Source organism: Tenacibaculum sp. MAR_2010_89, assembly GCF_900105985.1.
GTDB lineage: Bacteria > Bacteroidota > Bacteroidia > Flavobacteriales > Flavobacteriaceae > Polaribacter > Polaribacter halocynthiae.
Genome location: NZ_FNUB01000005.1, coordinates 2,445,194 through 2,462,986, shown reverse-complemented (window position 1 = coordinate 2,462,986; position 17,793 = coordinate 2,445,194). Strand labels below are relative to the sequence as shown.

General features: G+C 28.9%; 18 protein-coding genes. 9 read left to right on the top strand and 9 right to left on the bottom strand.

Going from position 1 to position 17,793, the window contains the following annotated elements:
* The first annotated feature begins 1 nt into the window (after nucleotide 1).
* The 8 genes from BLV71_RS14310 to BLV71_RS14275 all read left to right on the top strand — a co-directional run bounded on the left by BLV71_RS14310 (nucleotide 2) and on the right by BLV71_RS14275 (nucleotide 7,814).
* Nucleotides 2-697 (top strand): multiheme c-type cytochrome, encoded by a 696-nt coding sequence (locus tag BLV71_RS14310; RefSeq protein ID WP_093871204.1) that lies wholly within the window; start codon nucleotides 2-4, stop codon nucleotides 695-697.
* Nucleotides 690-1,319 carry a cytochrome c3 family protein gene (locus BLV71_RS14305; RefSeq protein WP_093871203.1) on the top strand — a complete coding sequence of 210 codons (630 nt, stop codon included), beginning with the start codon at nucleotides 690-692 and terminating at the stop codon, nucleotides 1,317-1,319. The genes BLV71_RS14310 and BLV71_RS14305 overlap by 8 nt, the downstream gene beginning before the upstream one ends.
* A gap of 6 nt (nucleotides 1,320-1,325) precedes the next feature.
* Complete coding sequence (locus BLV71_RS14300) at nucleotides 1,326-2,459, top strand: 4Fe-4S dicluster domain-containing protein (RefSeq protein ID WP_093871202.1); 1,134 nt, start codon at nucleotides 1,326-1,328, stop codon at nucleotides 2,457-2,459.
* Nucleotides 2,460-2,688: 229 nt separating this feature from the next.
* A complete protein-coding gene (dsrP, locus tag BLV71_RS14295) occupies nucleotides 2,689-3,909 on the top strand; it encodes a sulfate reduction electron transfer complex DsrMKJOP subunit DsrP (RefSeq protein WP_093871201.1) in 1,221 nt (406 codons plus the stop codon).
* A gap of 500 nt (nucleotides 3,910-4,409) precedes the next feature.
* Nucleotides 4,410-4,991: a methyltransferase domain-containing protein gene (locus BLV71_RS14290; RefSeq protein ID WP_093871200.1), complete on the top strand. Its 582-nt coding sequence runs from the start codon at nucleotides 4,410-4,412 to the stop codon at nucleotides 4,989-4,991.
* A 93-nt stretch (nucleotides 4,992-5,084) separates the two neighbouring features.
* Nucleotides 5,085-6,416, top strand: a complete 1,332-nt coding sequence (locus BLV71_RS14285) for a cytochrome ubiquinol oxidase subunit I (RefSeq protein WP_093871199.1) — start codon at nucleotides 5,085-5,087, stop codon at nucleotides 6,414-6,416.
* Nucleotides 6,417-6,419: 3 nt separating this feature from the next.
* Nucleotides 6,420-7,493: a cytochrome d ubiquinol oxidase subunit II gene (gene cydB / locus BLV71_RS14280; RefSeq protein WP_093871198.1), complete on the top strand. Its 1,074-nt coding sequence runs from the start codon at nucleotides 6,420-6,422 to the stop codon at nucleotides 7,491-7,493.
* An 18-nt stretch (nucleotides 7,494-7,511) separates the two neighbouring features.
* Nucleotides 7,512-7,814, top strand: coding sequence for a hypothetical protein (locus BLV71_RS14275; protein ID WP_093871197.1), 303 nt, complete (start codon nucleotides 7,512-7,514; stop codon nucleotides 7,812-7,814).
* An 887-nt stretch (nucleotides 7,815-8,701) separates the two neighbouring features.
* Here the strand turns inward: BLV71_RS14275 and BLV71_RS14270 are convergent.
* The 3 genes from BLV71_RS14270 to BLV71_RS14260 all read right to left on the bottom strand — a co-directional run bounded on the left by BLV71_RS14270 (nucleotide 8,702) and on the right by BLV71_RS14260 (nucleotide 11,939).
* Nucleotides 8,702-8,899, bottom strand: a complete 198-nt coding sequence (locus BLV71_RS14270; protein WP_093871196.1) for a hypothetical protein — start codon at nucleotides 8,897-8,899, stop codon at nucleotides 8,702-8,704.
* A 5-nt stretch (nucleotides 8,900-8,904) separates the two neighbouring features.
* The gene (locus tag BLV71_RS14265; protein WP_143032796.1) at nucleotides 8,905-10,701 is read right to left on the bottom strand and encodes a hypothetical protein; all 1,797 of its coding nucleotides are present in this window, start codon (nucleotides 10,699-10,701) and stop codon (nucleotides 8,905-8,907) included.
* Nucleotides 10,702-10,763: 62 nt separating this feature from the next.
* Nucleotides 10,764-11,939 carry a hypothetical protein gene (locus BLV71_RS14260; protein ID WP_093871194.1) on the bottom strand — a complete coding sequence of 392 codons (1,176 nt, stop codon included), beginning with the start codon at nucleotides 11,937-11,939 and terminating at the stop codon, nucleotides 10,764-10,766.
* 584 nt (nucleotides 11,940-12,523) lie between these two features.
* Here BLV71_RS14260 and BLV71_RS18635 point away from each other — a divergent pair.
* Nucleotides 12,524-12,676, top strand: a complete 153-nt coding sequence (locus tag BLV71_RS18635) for a hypothetical protein (protein ID WP_176974410.1) — start codon at nucleotides 12,524-12,526, stop codon at nucleotides 12,674-12,676.
* A 119-nt stretch (nucleotides 12,677-12,795) separates the two neighbouring features.
* Here the strand turns inward: BLV71_RS18635 and BLV71_RS14255 are convergent, their stop codons facing one another.
* The 6 genes from BLV71_RS14255 to BLV71_RS14235 form a co-directional block, all read right to left on the bottom strand.
* Nucleotides 12,796-13,113: a DUF3892 domain-containing protein gene (locus BLV71_RS14255; RefSeq protein ID WP_093871193.1), complete on the bottom strand. Its 318-nt coding sequence runs from the start codon at nucleotides 13,111-13,113 to the stop codon at nucleotides 12,796-12,798.
* A gap of 72 nt (nucleotides 13,114-13,185) precedes the next feature.
* Nucleotides 13,186-13,461, bottom strand: a complete 276-nt coding sequence (locus tag BLV71_RS14250) for a hypothetical protein (protein ID WP_143032795.1) — start codon at nucleotides 13,459-13,461, stop codon at nucleotides 13,186-13,188.
* Nucleotides 13,462-13,558: 97 nt separating this feature from the next.
* Nucleotides 13,559-15,025, bottom strand: coding sequence for a serine hydrolase domain-containing protein (locus tag BLV71_RS14245; protein ID WP_093871191.1), 1,467 nt, complete (start codon nucleotides 15,023-15,025; stop codon nucleotides 13,559-13,561).
* A gap of 111 nt (nucleotides 15,026-15,136) precedes the next feature.
* On the bottom strand, nucleotides 15,137-16,255 hold the full coding sequence (locus tag BLV71_RS14240) for a helix-turn-helix domain-containing protein (RefSeq protein ID WP_093871190.1): 1,119 nt from the start codon (nucleotides 16,253-16,255) through the stop codon (nucleotides 15,137-15,139).
* Between the two features lie 266 nt (nucleotides 16,256-16,521).
* Entirely contained in the window at nucleotides 16,522-16,686 is a 165-nt protein-coding gene (locus tag BLV71_RS18390; protein WP_113787148.1) for a Lacal_2735 family protein, read from the bottom strand.
* A gap of 16 nt (nucleotides 16,687-16,702) precedes the next feature.
* A complete protein-coding gene (locus BLV71_RS14235) occupies nucleotides 16,703-17,704 on the bottom strand; it encodes a metal-dependent hydrolase (RefSeq protein ID WP_093871189.1) in 1,002 nt (333 codons plus the stop codon).
* Between the last annotated feature and the right edge of the window lie 89 nt (nucleotides 17,705-17,793).

Below are 17,793 nucleotides of genomic sequence, written 5' to 3'. Positions count from 1 at the left end.
TATGAGAAAGCGATTAGGTATTATATCATTATTTATAATTCTATTTATATCATTTATTGTTATATGGAATTATAGTTATCAAACAGGTAAGGAAGAAGCATACATTCCTGTAAGGGATAAAAAAGAAATAGTAACAATTCCTTCAGAAGCAGGAGTTTTTAAGCGGTCTAAACATGCTATAGACTATGTTAACATGCCAGTAGATGAGACCCATCAAAGAAGTTTAAAAAACTATTATGATAATAGAGCGTATCATGGCGCACCACCAAGTATTCCTCATCCTATTGATGAAAAGCAGAATATAGGAGATGGTAGCTGTTTAAAATGTCATGAAAATGGAGGCTTTGTTGAGAAATTTAAAGCCTATACACCTGTAACACCACATCCTGAATTGGTGAACTGTAAACAATGTCATGTAGAACAAAAAAAGCAAACTCTATTTAAAGCTGGAAATTATGCAAATGTTATTGCGCCTAAAGTAGGGGTAAACAATGCATTACTTACAAGTCCGCCAACTATTCCACATCAAATACAGTTAAGAGAAAATTGTTTGGCTTGTCATGCAGGACCAAGTGCTCCGAAAGAAATTAGAGTTACACACCCTGAACGTGTAAATTGTCGTCAATGTCATGTACCAAATGACAAAGTAACTGAAGAAATAGGAACATTTATAAGAAACATTAAAACAAATGAATAAGTATCAAACTACATATTTAATAAGCTTTTCTTTATTAATTGTTTTATTAATTTCTTCATGTAAGCATCATAAAGATGATGAATATCATAGTATTACTGATAAAATTAAAGCGAAAAGTAAACACTATAAAGGAACCTCAATTACGTCAGAAAAATATACGGATCATATAAAAACAATTGAAATATCAGCAGATGGACTTAAATTTTTGATTCCTGATAGAAAAGGAAAAATTAAATCATATGCATGTACCGAATGTCACACCAAACCATTAAAAGAGATGCAAAGTGCTGACATAAAAAAAGCACACTGGAATATAAAATTGAATCATGCCAATCAAGAAACAATGAATTGTACCACTTGCCATAACGGAAAAGATATGAACAATTTAAAAAGTTTAACAGGGCATACTATTGATTTTAATAAGAGTTTTAAATTATGTAGCCAATGCCACCAAAAAGAATATAAAGATTGGACAGGTGGCGCGCATGGTAAGCGTATTGGTGGTTGGGCACCTCCAAGAGTTTCTATGACTTGTGTAAATTGTCATAATCCACATTCACCTGGGTTTGATACTAAGTGGCCAGCAAGATTTAATACTGAAAAGACAAAAGAACGTAAATAATTAGGCATGAGCAATAACAATAAAAAATGGTTTTCTCTAAACCTAAATAGTAAACATAAACAAACAACGAACTCAAGTTCTTGTGGCTGTGGTAAAACTTCTGGAGGGTGTAATTCTAACACTTCAAAAGAAGAATTAAATGAAGTAGAGTTTTTTGATGCTGCTATAAATGCTTCTATAGGAGAAGAAAAGCATAGAGATGGTTTTGAGCAAGTTTTTGATGTTAAAATGGATCGCCGTAGTGCCTTTAAAAAACTAACCGCTAGTTTATTAATTGGAGCAGGAGCAGTATCTTCTTGTACAAGTGTAGTTTCTAGTGATGAATCTAAAGAAAAAGCACAAATAGACTGGGAAGAGCAATTTAAAGGAAACTATAAATTGATGAAGGATGATGAAAAAAAGGCTACTGTTGATAGATTAGTTCGTTCGTATCAATTACGTACTGGAAAAACAATTAGTATGTCTTCAAAAAATGCAGAAGATGATGTTTTATTTGGTTACGCTTTTAATATCTCTAAATGTCAGGGGTATATGGATTGCGTAAGTGCTTGTGTTGAAGAAAATAATCAAGATAGAAACTCACAAATGGAATACATCCGTATTCATGAAATGAAAGACGGAAAAGGCTTTAATTTTAATGAAGCTGATGATAATTATTACCATGAAGTTCCTGCGGAAGGCCATTTTTACATGGGTACACAGTGTTTTCATTGTGATAACCCTCCGTGTGTAGAAGTGTGCCCTGTACAAGCAACTTGGCGTGAAAAAGACGGATTGGTAGTTGTAGATTATGATTGGTGTGTTGGTTGTAGGTATTGTATGGCAGCTTGCCCTTATGATGGACGACGTTTTAACTGGAGTAAACCTGAAGTGCCAGAAGAGGAAGTAAACAAAAACCAACACTATTTAGGAAATAGAATGCGTAAAAAAGGAGTGATGGAAAAATGTACTTTTTGTGTACAACGCTCTAGAGCAGGAAAAAACCCAGCATGTGTAGAAGCATGTCCTACAGGAGCTCGTGTATTTGGTAATTTACTCGACCCTAATAGTACCATTCGTTGGGTATTAGAAAATAAAAAAGTATTCAGATTAAAAGAAGATTTAGGTACAGAACCTAAGTTCTGGTATTTTATGGATTAATTTCTTTTGCGTTAGGGATTGAAGTGGTATCCTTTTTAAAATAATACATAAAAAAAGCGTCATTACGAGGAAGGTATGACAAAGTAATCTCTTTAAAAGAAAAGAGTACCCGAGCAAATAAAAAGTTACTTGGTTAATGCAAGGTTTTAAAAAGATTTAATGGAAAGCCCGGCCCTTTTGGGAAACGCCCAAAATAATATATATACTAAGAGTTATAATAGAAAATAAAATGAGAAGACTTAAAGTTTTTGGAAGTTTAGTTAAAGACAGTCTAGATGTTATTACTAGTGGTTCTAAAAAATACCACTTATGGATGGCATTTTTAACATTAATCATGTTAATAGGAATGTACTGTTATTCGATTCAATTAGAACACGGTTTAAGTGTTACTGGTATGACGGATAGAGTAAGTTGGGGTTTATATATTTCAAATTTTACATTTTTAGTAGGAGTAGCAGCAGCTGCTGTTATGTTAGTAATGCCAACGTATGTATTAAAGGATGTAGATTTTAAACAAGCAGTTTTAATAGGAGAGGGGCTTGCTGTAGCTGCACTTATTATGTGTTTAGCATTTGTAGTAGCTGATATGGGAGGACCATCAGTTTTATGGCATATGCTTCCTTTTGTTGGTGTATTTAACTTTCCTAATTCAATGTTAACTTGGGATGTTATTGCTCTTAACGGGTATTTATTTATAAATTTAAGTATTCCTTTTTATATCTTATTTAGACATTATCAAGGAAAGGAATCTAAAAAGAAAGTGTATTTACCAGGTGCAATAATTTCAGTTTTTTGGGCGGTTGGTATTCACTTAGTTACTGCCTTTCTATACCAAGGATTACAGGCAAAACCTTTTTGGAATACAGCTTTATTAGGACCTCGTTTTTTAGCATCGGCTTTTGCTGCTGGTCCGGCTCTAATTATTTTAGTGTTGGCTATTATTAGAACGTATACCGAATTTAAAATAGAAGATAAAACGATTAAAAAATTAGCTTTGGTAGTTACAGTTGCTGCACAAATTAACTTAATTATGTTAATTTCTGAATTATTTAAAGAGTTTTATGCACCAACTCACCATAGTGAAAGTGCTTATTATTTATTTTTTGGTTTAGATGGTAAAACGGCATTATTACCGTGGATATGGACAGCAATTACACTAAATGTTATAGCAACGGTATTACTTACGTTTCATAAACTTAGAAACAATTTTAAAGTATTATTCTTTGCTTGTAGTATATTATTTATAGCTATTTGGATTGAAAAAGGGTTTGGTTTAATTGTTCCTGGTTTTATACCTGGTCCTTATGGTAAGATTGCAGAATATACTCCAACTGGTATTGAAATTGGTATTACATTAGGTATTTGGGCTATGGGAGCACTTATTTTTACCATGTTAGCACGTACAGCTATCTGCATAGAAATTGGTAAAATACGTTATAAAAAGAAGTAATACCTATAATTATATTTATAAATTAAAGATATGTCATTGCGAATGAGGAACGAAAGAAGCAATCTCTCTAATAATAGCTGTCAATTAAATTTTTAACACAGCATAAACAGACTGCTTCACTTCATTGCATTTTGTTCGCAGTGACGTTTTTTTGTCATTACGAAGGAAGGTAACGACTGAAGCAATCTCTCCAATAATAGTTTCCAATTGAGTTTTTATTCAGCATAAATAGATTACTTCACTTCATTATATTACGTTCGCAGTGACGTTTTTTTGTCATTACGAAGGAGGAACGACTGAAGTAATCTCTCTAATATTAGTTGCCTATTAAAATTTCAATCCATAATAAACAGACTACTTCACTTCATTGCATTTTGTTCGCAGTGACGTTTTTTTGTCATTACGAAGGAAGGTAACGACTGAAGTAATCTGTTAATTGGACAGCTTATTTTGTTGTATTTCTATGAAAAAAATAAACTTAAATTGTATAATTTTGTTAGATGGATTTAGCAGCAGACTTTTGGAATAATAAATATAAAAACAATAAAATAGGATGGGATTTAGGTGAAATATCTCCTCCTTTAAAAGCCTATTTTGATCAACTAAATAATAAAGAACTAAAAATTTTAATTCCTGGAGGTGGAAACTCTTATGAAGCAGAATACCTTTTTAATAAAGGTTTTAAAAATGTGTTTGTAATTGACTTGTCGGAAACAGCTATTGATAACATAAAAAACAGAATTCCAAATTTTCCTGAAGGTCAATTAATTTTAGGTGATTTTTTTGACCTTGAAATGCAGTTTGACTTGATTATTGAACAAACTTTTTTTTGCGCTATTAATCCAACATTGAGAGCTAAATATGCTATTAAAATGAAAGATGTTTTAAAAGATGAAGGAAAGTTAATAGGGTTATTGTTTGATGCAAAACTAAATGATGATCATCCGCCATTTGGAGGAACAAAAAAGGAGTATATTAAGTATTTTGAACCGTTTTTTTCATTCGAAAATTTTAATGAATGTTACAATTCATATCCTAATAGGCAAGGGATGGAGTTATTTATAAAATTCGAGAAAAAATAAACTGTTAAAAGTTCGTTTTTGCCGCTTTTTTATAGCCAAAGTTGTCTAGAATTCACGAATCGATTCGTATTTTTATATTCTAAAAATTAGATTATGGATGACATGCTCTTTTATGATAGATTGCAGTTTGCATTTACTATCACTTTCCACTATATTTTTCCGCAATTAACCATGGGATTATCGTTATTGATAGTCTATTTTAAGTGGAAATATTTAAGAAATAACATTGAAAAATATAACAATGCTGCTAAGTTTTTTATGAAAATTTTTGCTGTAAATTTTACTATGGGAGTCGTAACCGGAATTCCGATGGAATTTCAATTTGGTACTAACTGGGCAAAGTTTTCTGAACTAACAGGTGGTATTATTGGACAAACATTAGCCATGGAAGGAATGTTCTCTTTCTTTTTAGAATCCTCATTTTTAGCATTATTTATTTTTGGAGAAAAATTAATGGGGCAAAAACTACACTTTTTAACGGGTTTTTTAGTTTTTTTAGGCTCATGGGCAAGTGGTTGGTTTATTTTGGCTACAAACGCTTGGATGCAACATCCTGTAGGCTATGAAGTGTTAGAAAACGGGAAGTTTGTATTGGAAAACTTCTCAGCGTTATTTACTAACCCTTGGTTGTTACCAGCTTTTTTGCATAATCAATTAGCATCCGTAGTAACTTCTTCTTTTGTAGTTGCTAGTATAGGTGCTTTTTACGTTTTAAGAAATAAACAACTAGAATACGGAAAATTGTTTTTAAAAACAGGAGTTGTTTTCGGATTGATTTCTAGTGTTCTCTTGGCATTTCCTACTGGAGATTGGAACGCAAAGAATGTAGCAAGATACCAACCAGCAACTTTTGCTGCAATGGAAGGTATTTTTGAAACGGAAGAAGCAGGAGCAGAGATCGTATTGATTGGTCAGCCAAATATGGTTGAAAAGAAGTTAGACAACAAAATAGCTGTTCCGAACATCCTAAGTTTTTTAACCTATCAAGAATGGGATAAACAAATTCCTGGAATGGATCAATTTAAAGAAGAAGAATTACCTGATAATATTCCTGCATTGTATTATTCGTATCATATAATGGTTGGTTTAGGTACTTTATTTATTGGTATAATGGCATTAGCATTTTTCTTTTTATGGCGAAAAAAATTATACACCTCTAAACGTTTATTATGGACTATCATGTTTTTAGTCCCGTTTCCTTATATGGCTAATATTACGGGGTGGTATACTACCGAGTTAGGTAGGCAACCGTATTTAGTATATGGTTTATTAAAAACAAGCGATGGTATTTCACCTACAGTTTCATCTGGTAATACATTATTTACTTTACTTGGTTTTGTTGCTTTATATATGCTGCTAGGCCTCTTGTTTTTAGTTTTAGTAGGAAAAACAATAAATGAAGGTCCAAAACCTCAAACACATTAGATTATGGAAATATTTTGGTATATAATAATAGCAATTGTTTTAGTTGTATTTTTTATTTTGGATGGATATGATTTTGGAGCAGGAATAATTCATTTATTTTTTGCAAAAAAAGAAAAAGATAAAGAAGTCATTGCTAAATCGGCAGGACTATTCTGGGATTCTAATGAAGTTTGGTTAGTAGCGGCAGGAGGGATGCTCTTTATGGCATTTCCAACTTTTTATGCGTCTGTTTTTAGTGGGTTTTATTTACCTTTAATTCTTGTATTATGGTTAATTATTTTTAGAGCTATTGGTTTAGAATTTAGAGGGCAATTTCAGTTTCAAATGTGGAAAGACATTTGGGACAAATCTTTTGGAGTTTCTAGTTTATTATTAGCCTTCTTTTTTGGAATAGCGCTAGGAAATATTATACGAGGTGTAAATTTAGGAGGTGTTGAAAATGGTGTATCTATTTATGAAGGACATTATTTTTTCTTACCACTTTGGGATAGTAGTTTTAGTCCTTTAAGTGATACTCCAGGAGTTATTGATTGGTTTACGATTGTTATTGGTTTAATAGCGGTTGTTACCTTGGCTATTCATGGTGCTAATTGGGTGATTTTAAAAACTAATTCGTCTATAAATAAAAAATTAAAAGAGGTTATTTTTACATTGAATATAGCATTAATCGCACTTACAATATGCTCAATAATACTGTGGCAAATTGTAAACCCTAATTCATTAAATAATTTTGCAGAAACTCCATTATTATTAGTGTTTCCTCTTATTTATATTACTGGATTAGCTGGTTTATTTTTTATTAAAAAAATTAAAAAAGATAGTCATGCTTTTCTATTATCTACGTTGTTAATACTAGGTGGAATTACATCATCATTAGCATCATTATTCCCAGTGATATTACCCTCTGTGAATGATATAAATGAACCTTTAACCATCTATAATACAGCTACCTCTGAATATGGGTTGTCAGTAGCTATGACATGGGGAATAATAGGTTTTATATTACTTTTTGTATACATGATTATACAAAAAAGATTGTTAGGAGGTAAGATTGATAAAATGGATTATGGTCATTAATTGGTATTAGATTATTGTATGACAGGGACATTAATTTCATTAGTAAGTATTTTTTTAGGTATTATAGGTGCTATTTTCTTGGGATCTATTTATAAAAAAATTTCATTTGGGATACTAGGAAATACAATTGCTGGTGTTTTTGGAAGTATCTTTTTTATTAAAACCTTTGGTAGATTAGTTTTTGATCCATATTCAATTATGAATCATGGAACGATTAACATTTTTCTATTTAGTATTAATTGTGTTGTTTCTTTTTTAGGAGGTATCTTAGGATTAGTTGCCATCAATTTTTTTAAAACTGTGTTATCTAAAAAGGAGTAAACTATTGTATCCAAATATTCTATAGAAAGGAAGTATTTCAAGGAGTTCCTTACTTTCTATAAAAAATCTATTTAACATAATATTAATTATAGTACAAATTCATTTCATAAATTAGATAGCTATAATTCTACATTATGTAAAATATCCCACAGTCATTGGTTTTCATAAGAAGCATTTGTACTTGGGTCATTAAACTATCGTGTTTTTGCTTCTCGTTTAATTTTAATATTCTGTACAATTGTTCAAGTTTTTTTAAATACGCGATTCTCAAGGAACTTCTCGTTTATAAATTTGATACTATAATTAGCCATTATGTAAAATTGCCGCTGCCAAACGCTCGATTGCTTTTTAAAAATAATTATGCTGCGCAGTAATTTTTTTAAACACAATTATCCATCGCTTGCCAACTCCAAAAAAAGCTAACCTTTTAGATTTGTTTTAAACTTTACGTTGGTGAGGATATTCTCGTTATATTTTTTTTACGAGCTTTTCGTTAAGTTGCCACAAGAGTATAAAATTTTCCCTAGCTCAAATCCACACTTTAAAATTTCTATACACTTGTTATATGTGTAGCTCCAATTAAACTTCTTTTGTTTAGTACTTCTAACATTATGTCAAATAGAAATTCAACTTTTGAACTCTCTAAGGTTTCATTATATCTTTTGTCTTGAAACAAAAGAAACAAAAATTCAAGACTGCATATAATTTTGGAAACAATTACGGCTCATTACGCTATATTTTAGGAAGCGGGCTAACTTTTAAGACTGCTCTTAGAGGCATTAAAAGTTGGAGTTCTTAAGAAACTGTACTACTAGACCCCTAAAATATAGACGCTCCACTCACCTATTGTTTTAGCCAAAATTAGTATGAGGTCGTTCAAGTTCCAATTAGACTTTTAGTTTTTCAATCATATTTTCTAGCGAATACTTTGCTAATTCTGGAATTGTATTACTAGATACTTTAATCTCCCAATTAGATAAACTGGGCATTAAACTTACTTCGTTATCTATAAAGATGTTATTCTCAGTATAAGTTAAATGTTTTGATGGAATTAAATAAACTATGATATTTTTATGCTCATTCATTTAGATTAGAACTTATAGAAATAATAATTATCAGTGTTCTTAACTTTCATTTGACTTTTAAATAAAACTTTAATAAGTATAGAACTTTTAATTAACAATTCAGCTTCTTCTTTAGTTACTTCATACTCTTCGTTAACTTTCCATTTATCCTCATACTTAGATAGTTCATCATCGATAACTTCTTGTGTTAATTCTAAGACATCAATAATTAATTCCTTTGCAAACCATTTTTCGTCTTGATATATAGTATACTCTATAGAGCTTTCAAGGTCAATTAATAAGAGTGTATTAGGGAAAATCAAAGATTTACTAATTATTGATATGCCTTTATATTTGGCATATGAAAACTTATCTTTTGATTCTTGTAAATATTCGACTTCTCTATTGTTATTTAAAAGTTCTAAGCCTTTCCAATCTGTAAATATTACATATTTCGACTTATCCTCTATCATTGTAATTTTTGAATCTATATCTTTTTTTAGATTCTTTACTTCAAGAAAACCTTTCTTGTGCTTTAAATTAGAATAAAACTGTCTTTCAATATCTCTAGCTAGTTTTGCTCCAACATCACTTGCCCCATAAACGAAATTATCATCTCTCTCAATGAACATTGATTTCATTTTATTATATAAATTAAGATAACCATATCCATCAATTTCTTTTATATTATCAAGATACTCAACACAGTTATATCGCTTTAAAACTTCCGGAATGATATTATTATTATTCCAATTCTTTAAAACAGATTCTTTAAAGCTTTGAACTTTTAAAAGTGATAATTCTTCATTTACAACATCCGCATAGTAACTTAATTCCTGCTTCTTTTTTAGTTCTTGTAAAGTGTTAAGAATATCATTTTTACTTGATAAAAACAATTCTTTAAAATCTATATCTTGATGATTTTTATATAAGAATTCATTCCACTTATCTTCTAAATTATTCTCAATCCTTCCAAGAACCTCTTTAATATCATTTAATAGAAACTTAAAAGAATCATTTAACTTAATTTCATTATTAAATCTTGAAATGACAAACCTTCTATTATTTAAAAGTAAAATTGTAAATCCAAAATTTAACCAATCTCTGGCTGAAAGAGCCATATAAGCTTTTCCCGATTTGTGTTTTTTTAACTCCCAGTTATCAATTTCAAAAAAACCATTAAAAGCTCTTGTTTTTAACTCAACAAATACTTCAAAAAGCTTAATGTCATTTCTAAACTTAAGTTCATTCAGAATATTTTCATTGAGTTTAAAATTATCTAATTCGTTAATAGATATCTTATTATTTGCATAACTAAATACTAACCAAGAATAGACTGACACATAAAAACTTCTATGCATAAATCTGATTTCTTCTATTGCTTTTGTTTGAAATTCGGATTTAGATTCTCTTAAATCAAACCAAGATGTTATTTGACTTACTTCTTCAAATAATTTATTGAAATTTTTATAATCTTTTCCATCTATAATTACTTTTGTTAATTGAATTAATGACCAGTAGTTGATTTCTGCAAAAATTACTTCTCTTTCATAATTATTTTTTTCTTCACTTTTAATAGTTGAAACACTATAAAAGTTTATGATTTCTCGAAAACTAATTCCCAAATAATCAATCAATATATTCTTATATTTCTGGCTAACGTAAGGGTATAATCTAGTAGAAATAATTACCAAATCTTTAAAAGCTGAAATTGACTTATGATTTCTTGAACTATAAATTTTCTTTCTTACAAATAAAATTATACTCTTAAAAATTTCCTCATTATCCAGTCTAGCCGAATCTCTTAAAGAGATATAAAGCATATTTATTGCCTTTGGGAAATAAACTTTTGACTCGTATTTGTTATAACTATGGCCTAGAAACATTATTCGAAATTTTCTGTGTATAAATCTATTATTACTTCCAAGTCGCTAAGTGTTTTCTTTACTCCTTTATGATTTCTTTTATATATGCTATCATTAAAATCATCATAAATAAACTCCAACTTCTCATCTAATTCATCTTGAGCATATGTTTTTTCTATAGTTTTTTTAGAAAATTTATAACCATTTAGAATATGATTTTCGTAAATCTTTTTTGATGAAGCTCCTAAAAGTTTTAGCGTCTTATTATATCTGAACTTTTTGTTATTATTTTCAAGCCCTAATAAAAGATAATCTGAATCAGGTATAAAATATTGCCCAAGATTTAATGGGACAAATTGTTTCGTTTCAAAGCTATTAGTTCTTTTAAATAATTTCTTAAAATGAATATCTCTAAGGTATTTACCTTTGTTCTTATCCTTGTTATAGAGATAATTTAAATCGTTTCTTTGTTCGTCACCAAAAAAATGTATTGAATTGTCGATTTCTTCAAAGCCATTTTTAGTAAAAAAATCTCGAATAATTTTTTTACTCTTAATTTCATAAAGTTTATGAAATATGTTTAAAGCGCATATTCTTCTTGTATCATCTAAATAAACTTCTTTTAATTTTGTAGGTTTAATTATTTCAAATATTCGAACATATAAAAAAACTAAAGCGAATAAGAATATCAATAATAAATAAAAGTCTAAGACTATTAGGTTTTTAAGTCTTTCAAAAGGTAAACTAAGACTTAATAGTTTTTGTATAATCAAAGAAATAACTAAACCAAAGCCGTAGTATGCAACAATTTCATAATTCACATATCTTACAATTAGTTTGATATTTGAATCTAATAATTCTTTTAAAAAGTTAAATAGAAAAGTTGTTACGATTAAAGTTACAGAAATAAATGTTCCTATATAAAGAGTGTATTCGTGCAAAATTTTATCAGCATAATTCTTATCTATTTCAATAAAACTCAAATATTTCAACAATTGAACGTCACTAAAATTAAAAGAAAAACTTATCGCTAATATTCCTAATATAAGATGCAATAAAAAATAGTGGTACCATTTAGTTCTAAGTAAAAGTTTATTTTTTAATAAATATAACTTTTTTTCACGCTTTAATAATTTGGATAAAGAGTTATGTTCTTCTTTAATACTTTTATCAAATTCAATAGATAATTTAGTCATTCAATTGCTTAGGTTTTGGAATTACAATATACAGAATTTTAATAAATATTTTTTCATGGAATACCGCAATTAATTTGAAAATTAGAGAGAATAATCCCATTCCATACACATTCCCACTCCACTCCTATCGTCGTTTCGGGCAAAGCGTATTCCATTATAGTTGCAAAGAAGTTTTTAGAAAGAAAAAAATTAAGAAATTACATATTCTGCTAATGCTTTTTACCAAAGCAAAGTTACATAACGCAGAACATTATAGTACATGTACATAGTAATTTCTGTATAGCCGTATCAGGCTATTTACACATAATATCAGATATAACGTCTTTAGACTTATATCGGCAGATATTATGTTAAAAGAAATTACGGCTTATGATCTTCAAGGTTTATTTGATAGCTATAATTCTATATTATGTTAAATATTCCAGAATATTCTCGTTTCTATATAAACTGTATTACTTGGGTCATTAAACATTCATTTTTGGTATTTATGAGAATTTAATATTCTGTGCAATGATTCGTAATTTTTAAAATACGAGATTCTCAGAATCGTTACCAATAAACATCAACATAAAATTGATTTTGTAATGTGGGAAATTTACATTGCTGATGCAGAAAATATGAATCAAACGAGTTTTGACTCAGAGACTAAATTGGCTATTTGCGAACAAGCTTTTGAAATGGGAGTTTTCGATGACAGTGTTTTATTTGATTGCTACCTTTTAGATAAAAAACACTGATTAAGGATTAAACATTCCTTTCTTTTTTCTTAATACAAGAAGAAACAAAAAATCAAGACTTCATAAAACTTTGGTATAACAATAGCCAAAGTTTTATGAGGTCATTTTAACATCATACTTTAATTTCTAATTGGTTTCATATTAATAGCATTATCTAAGTTGTCTTTTTGTGTTGCATTTGGGACAGTTCTAAGATATTCACGATTATTATTGTTTACATAAGTTACTAAAGCTCCTATTTGCCATTCAGGATATCCCCAAGTAATAGTCTTAATTGTATTTCTTTGTTTTATTAAGTTGATAGCTGTTAACTCGGTAGTTTTAACACCGTATTGAAATGAATTATCATCATTAACAGTGTGTAATAATACGTGAGTAATATTATCATTATTATCTTTCCATACACCAGATATAAAGTAATTTGCTAATTTTGCCATTTTTTATAAAGTTTTGTTTATTAATCAAAATTAGATATATAGGATAACAGTAATTTACGGAAATCCTTAACTTTATAACTTTTCGGTCATATTTTCTAGCGAATACTTTGCCAATTCAGGAATTGTACTTCTAGATATTTTTATTTCCCAATTAGATAAACTAGGCATTAAACTCACTTCGTTTTCAATGAAAATATCATTGTTTGTTTGGGATAAATCTTTTGATGGAATTAAATAAACAACTCTTGGTTGTTTTTCCATTATTAAAACTAAAGCGACAAACAAGTTATCTTTCAATACTCCTAAATCTTGTTTGGATATTTTAATACTGCGTTGTGCAGTGTTCAAATATTTTTAAATACGCGATTCTCGTGGATTTGAAATTTTAGATTTACATGGAAACATTTCTAACTATATATTAAAATTGCAAAAATGCTTCATATTTTTAATACATTTTATTAATCGTATGATTATCATTATTCCTATCCCAAATATGAATTGTTTTTATTTCGTTTTCTAGGTTCTCAGGAAAAGTGATAAGTAATGAGTTTTCTGGAGCCAGAAAAGTATTAGTTCCCACAGGTACTAGTTTGAATCTAGAATTATCTATTTGTAGAAACAAATTATCAAGTTCATTGGTAATAATTATTTTTTTTCCGTGCCAATCAAAATGTCCAGTGAATACATTAAGGTCTTTACCTGAAATGTCTATAGGTTCATATTCATTTGATTTAAAGTAATCCCAATTATATTCTGTTGCTACCGCATATAGAATCTGACTAAACAATTCATGAGTATTAGATCCATTAGTCATTATAATTAGAGATTGTTCTTTATTAACTGAACCAAACATAAAGGAAGTAAAACCATAGTTATGTCCTGTATGTCTAAAAGCAATATCATCTTTCCAATTAAATAATGTAAAGCCTAATTTTTCTAGCCTTGATCCTCTATTAAATACTTTAGAAATCATCTCTTTCGAGAGTATGATATTGGTTCCGTTTTTATGATCTTCTATCAACGTTGATGTAAATTTAGCAAGATCATCCGGGGTTGTTAAAATAGCTCCAGCAGCTTTAAAAGAAATAATATTATAATAATACGGTTGCAAATTTTCTGAATATCCAATTGCACTTACATCCATAAGATGCTTAGGAGCTGGTTGTTGAAAAGAGCTGTTTTTCATATCACTAGGTTTAAAAACTAATTCATCGATAATATTTTCAAACTTCTTTCCAGTAACATCTTCCATCAATTTTTCAGTGATTAAATATCCAGGATTAGAATAGGTATACTTTTCACCTGGAACAGCAATTAATTTTACAGCAGGATGTTTTGAAGGTTTTTCTCCATTTAACGTCTGTACTATTGTAGGTAATTTTTCATTAGGCATATAATTTGCACCATAATATCTATTAAATCCTGAGGTATGGCCAATAAGCCTTCGCAGTGTGACTTTTTCTTTTTTTGTAAATTCATTAGTAGGTACTTTCCAACCTTTAAGTTTATTATTAACATCTTCATCTAACTCTAAAACTCCTTTTTCTACAAGGTTCAACGCTGCCATTGAAGTTACAGGTTTACCTAATGATGCTCCTTGAAATACAGTGTTTTTATCGACTTTTATAGAATCTTTAAGGTTAGCATACCCGTAGCTCTTTGACCATGAAATTTTTCCTTTGTTTGTAAAAACAATACGAAGACCAGGTACATTATATTTTTGCATTAACCCTTCTATGGTTTGTTTTTGTACCTTACCTTTCAAATAGTGAAAGGGTTTTAGGTTATTTAAAACCGAATTCATATGAGTTCTTAAAGAGTCTTGATGTGCTGTTTTTTGTAGTTTGTTTATTTCTAATTTTTCACAGCTAATTATAGAGATCGCTAATAAAATAATAAGTGTTTTTTTCATTATTAATTAATACATGTTTTATGGTTAAAATATCTATGAGCAAAGATTCTATAATTCGTTTTTTTTATAAAATTATTTAATGCTAATGAAGTCTTTTTAGATGCAAAAGGACTATTTTACTAGTGTTTGCTTGTATTTAGAAGGAGAAACTCCTGTTTCTTTTTTGAAAATTTTAAAGAAACTACTTCTCGATTTAAATCCACAAGAATGCCCTATTCCTTCTATTGTATATTTTTTATATTCACTGGATAGTAATCGTTTTTTAGCTTCTTCAATTCTATATGAATTGATGAAATTGTAAAAAGAAATTTGCATTTCATTATTTAAAAAAGCAGAGAGTTTTCTTTCAGATAAACTAATTTTTTCTGACAATACTCTTAAGGTTAAATCAGGGTTTAAATAATCTTTTTCTGTTTTAAGAGTATTTTCAATTTTCATCTTTAAAGTTTCTGAAGATTCGATAACTTTTAAAATTTTATGGCTTCTTTTCTCAGTTTGCTTTTCAAGTAAAAAATAGGGAAGAAATATTGTTGACTGTTTTAGTCCATTATACCCTAGAATAAACATGGCTATTATAAGGAATGTAATTGTAATAAAACCATCCCATGTAACATTATATCCAAAAAATATTTCTAACAAAGTAATTATTAAATCTACGGAAATTACAGTAGAAATACTCAATAGAAAAATTTCTAGCCACGAAAAGTCTTTTTCATTTATTGTAGAATAATGATGTTTCATATTCTTTTTAATTCGATAAAATAATTTTAAAGAAAGAAAGCAATACACCATAAAATATAAATCTTTAACTAAAGCTAAATTAATTGATTGATTGATTATTGGGATATGGTTAAAGATGTCAGGTTCATTTAAAATATTAATAAGCCTAGGTATAGTATATCCCAAAAGGTAAAGAGTAAATGGAATAAAGTGTATACTATTTTTTTTAATGAAGTTTGTTTGCTTAAAAAAAAGAGATTTTAAATAAATGTAAATTAATGGCGCTCCTATAAAACGAGAACCATCTTCAATAAGAAAAGTGGTCCTATTAAAAGATCTTAAATTATGAAGTGCTGCATAAAAATGAAGTATATTAATTAAGATTAATAACCAAAAAGCAATTAATATTTGTTGTGGTATTTTTTTATTTTTAACTCGTATTAACCCTATTAAAACGATTAGGTTTAATAGAATTCCTATGATTAGAATAAAGTCAAGTATTAATTTCATGAATTGGTAAAGATAGTATTTAGAATTAATAGAAGTTTAATACCAAATAAACTATAATAGTTGTTATCCTACTCCTCTACCCTTTCAATAAAAAGTAAATTCTTTTACGTTCATAATTTTAAAATGTAAAATTCTCAGAATCGTTTATAATAAACATTCGAACAACAATTTGTAGCTATAATTAAACATTATGTAAAATTATTAAGGAGTTTTATATTTAATAAATTTGATCTCATCATTCGCTTTGTAATTGCTTCTTGTTAATATTAATTAAGCTTTTCTAGTTGTTTCATAATTTCTTCAGCTTCAAAAGCTTTCTGGTCACTCTTTTTTCTGTTGGTGGTAGATAACGTATAAGCTTCTTTCAAGAGTTTTTCATACTTAGCTTGTAATTTTTCTTTCTGTGATTTCTTTTTGAATATTCCGAACATATTTATATTTTTTAGATTAATTTCCTTTTATTCTATGCCAAAGTCGTTGCATCAAAAACTTTGCTTCTCGCTTGGTTTTAGGAACTTCAGTTGCCTGAATTTCCCCTTTCTTTTCTTTTAAGTAATAGGAGAAAGTAAAAAATGAACTACCATCTTCTCTTGGAATTAATCCAAATCGCAGATCGTTAAAATACCATTGATCCTCTTTTTGTTCTATAATATACCATCCTTCAGAAATATTGATAAGTCGTTGTACATTTAAATATTTAATTAATGCCTCTGATTTTTCACGATGTTTGGGGTACTTTTTAAATTTTAAGGGTTGCGTATCAAAAAAGGAATAATCAGTAATCAGATAATTCTCTTTTGTATCAATATTAGCATTCCATAAAATAGTATTCAAAGGTGAAGGACGCGTACTAATGGTAGTATATTCTATGCCTTGATTTTTTAATTCACTTTCAATTTTTTTATACGCTAATGATTTTAAAATAAGTGTACAAAAAAGATAGCTTGTTGATATAATCAACCCGAATCTATTAAATCGTCTTCTGAGTTTTGAAGTACGTTTACAAAAAAGAACCGTAATACAACAGAAAAGAAAAGGTAAGGTATATAAAGGATCAACAACGAAAATAGAATTGAAAGCCATTTTTATATTAAAAGGCCAAAACAATTGAGTGCCCCATGTAGTGAAAGCATCCAATATAGGATGTGTAATCAAACTCCAAAAGAATAGCTTAGCCCAAGGTTGCCAACCAAGATTCCTACTCCGTTCTATTTTATTAACTAACCACCCCAATAGAGGTGCCATAATTACAGAAAATAAGATAGAATGACTAAATCCTCTATGTAATTCTATCGCAGTAATTGTATCTGTAAATAATCCTAGAAATACATCAAGATCGGGAATAGTTCCACCAATTGCTCCATAAAGTAAAGCTTTATTACCTATTTTCTTGCCTAAAACAGCCTCGCCGACTGCTGCTCCTAATACGACCTGAGTAAGTGAATCCAATTGTATCTACTTTTTTTAATTTTTGTCAGCATTTCTATTCAACAGAATCTAATTCCCTTGCATTATCTACTATTTTTGGAAAAATTATA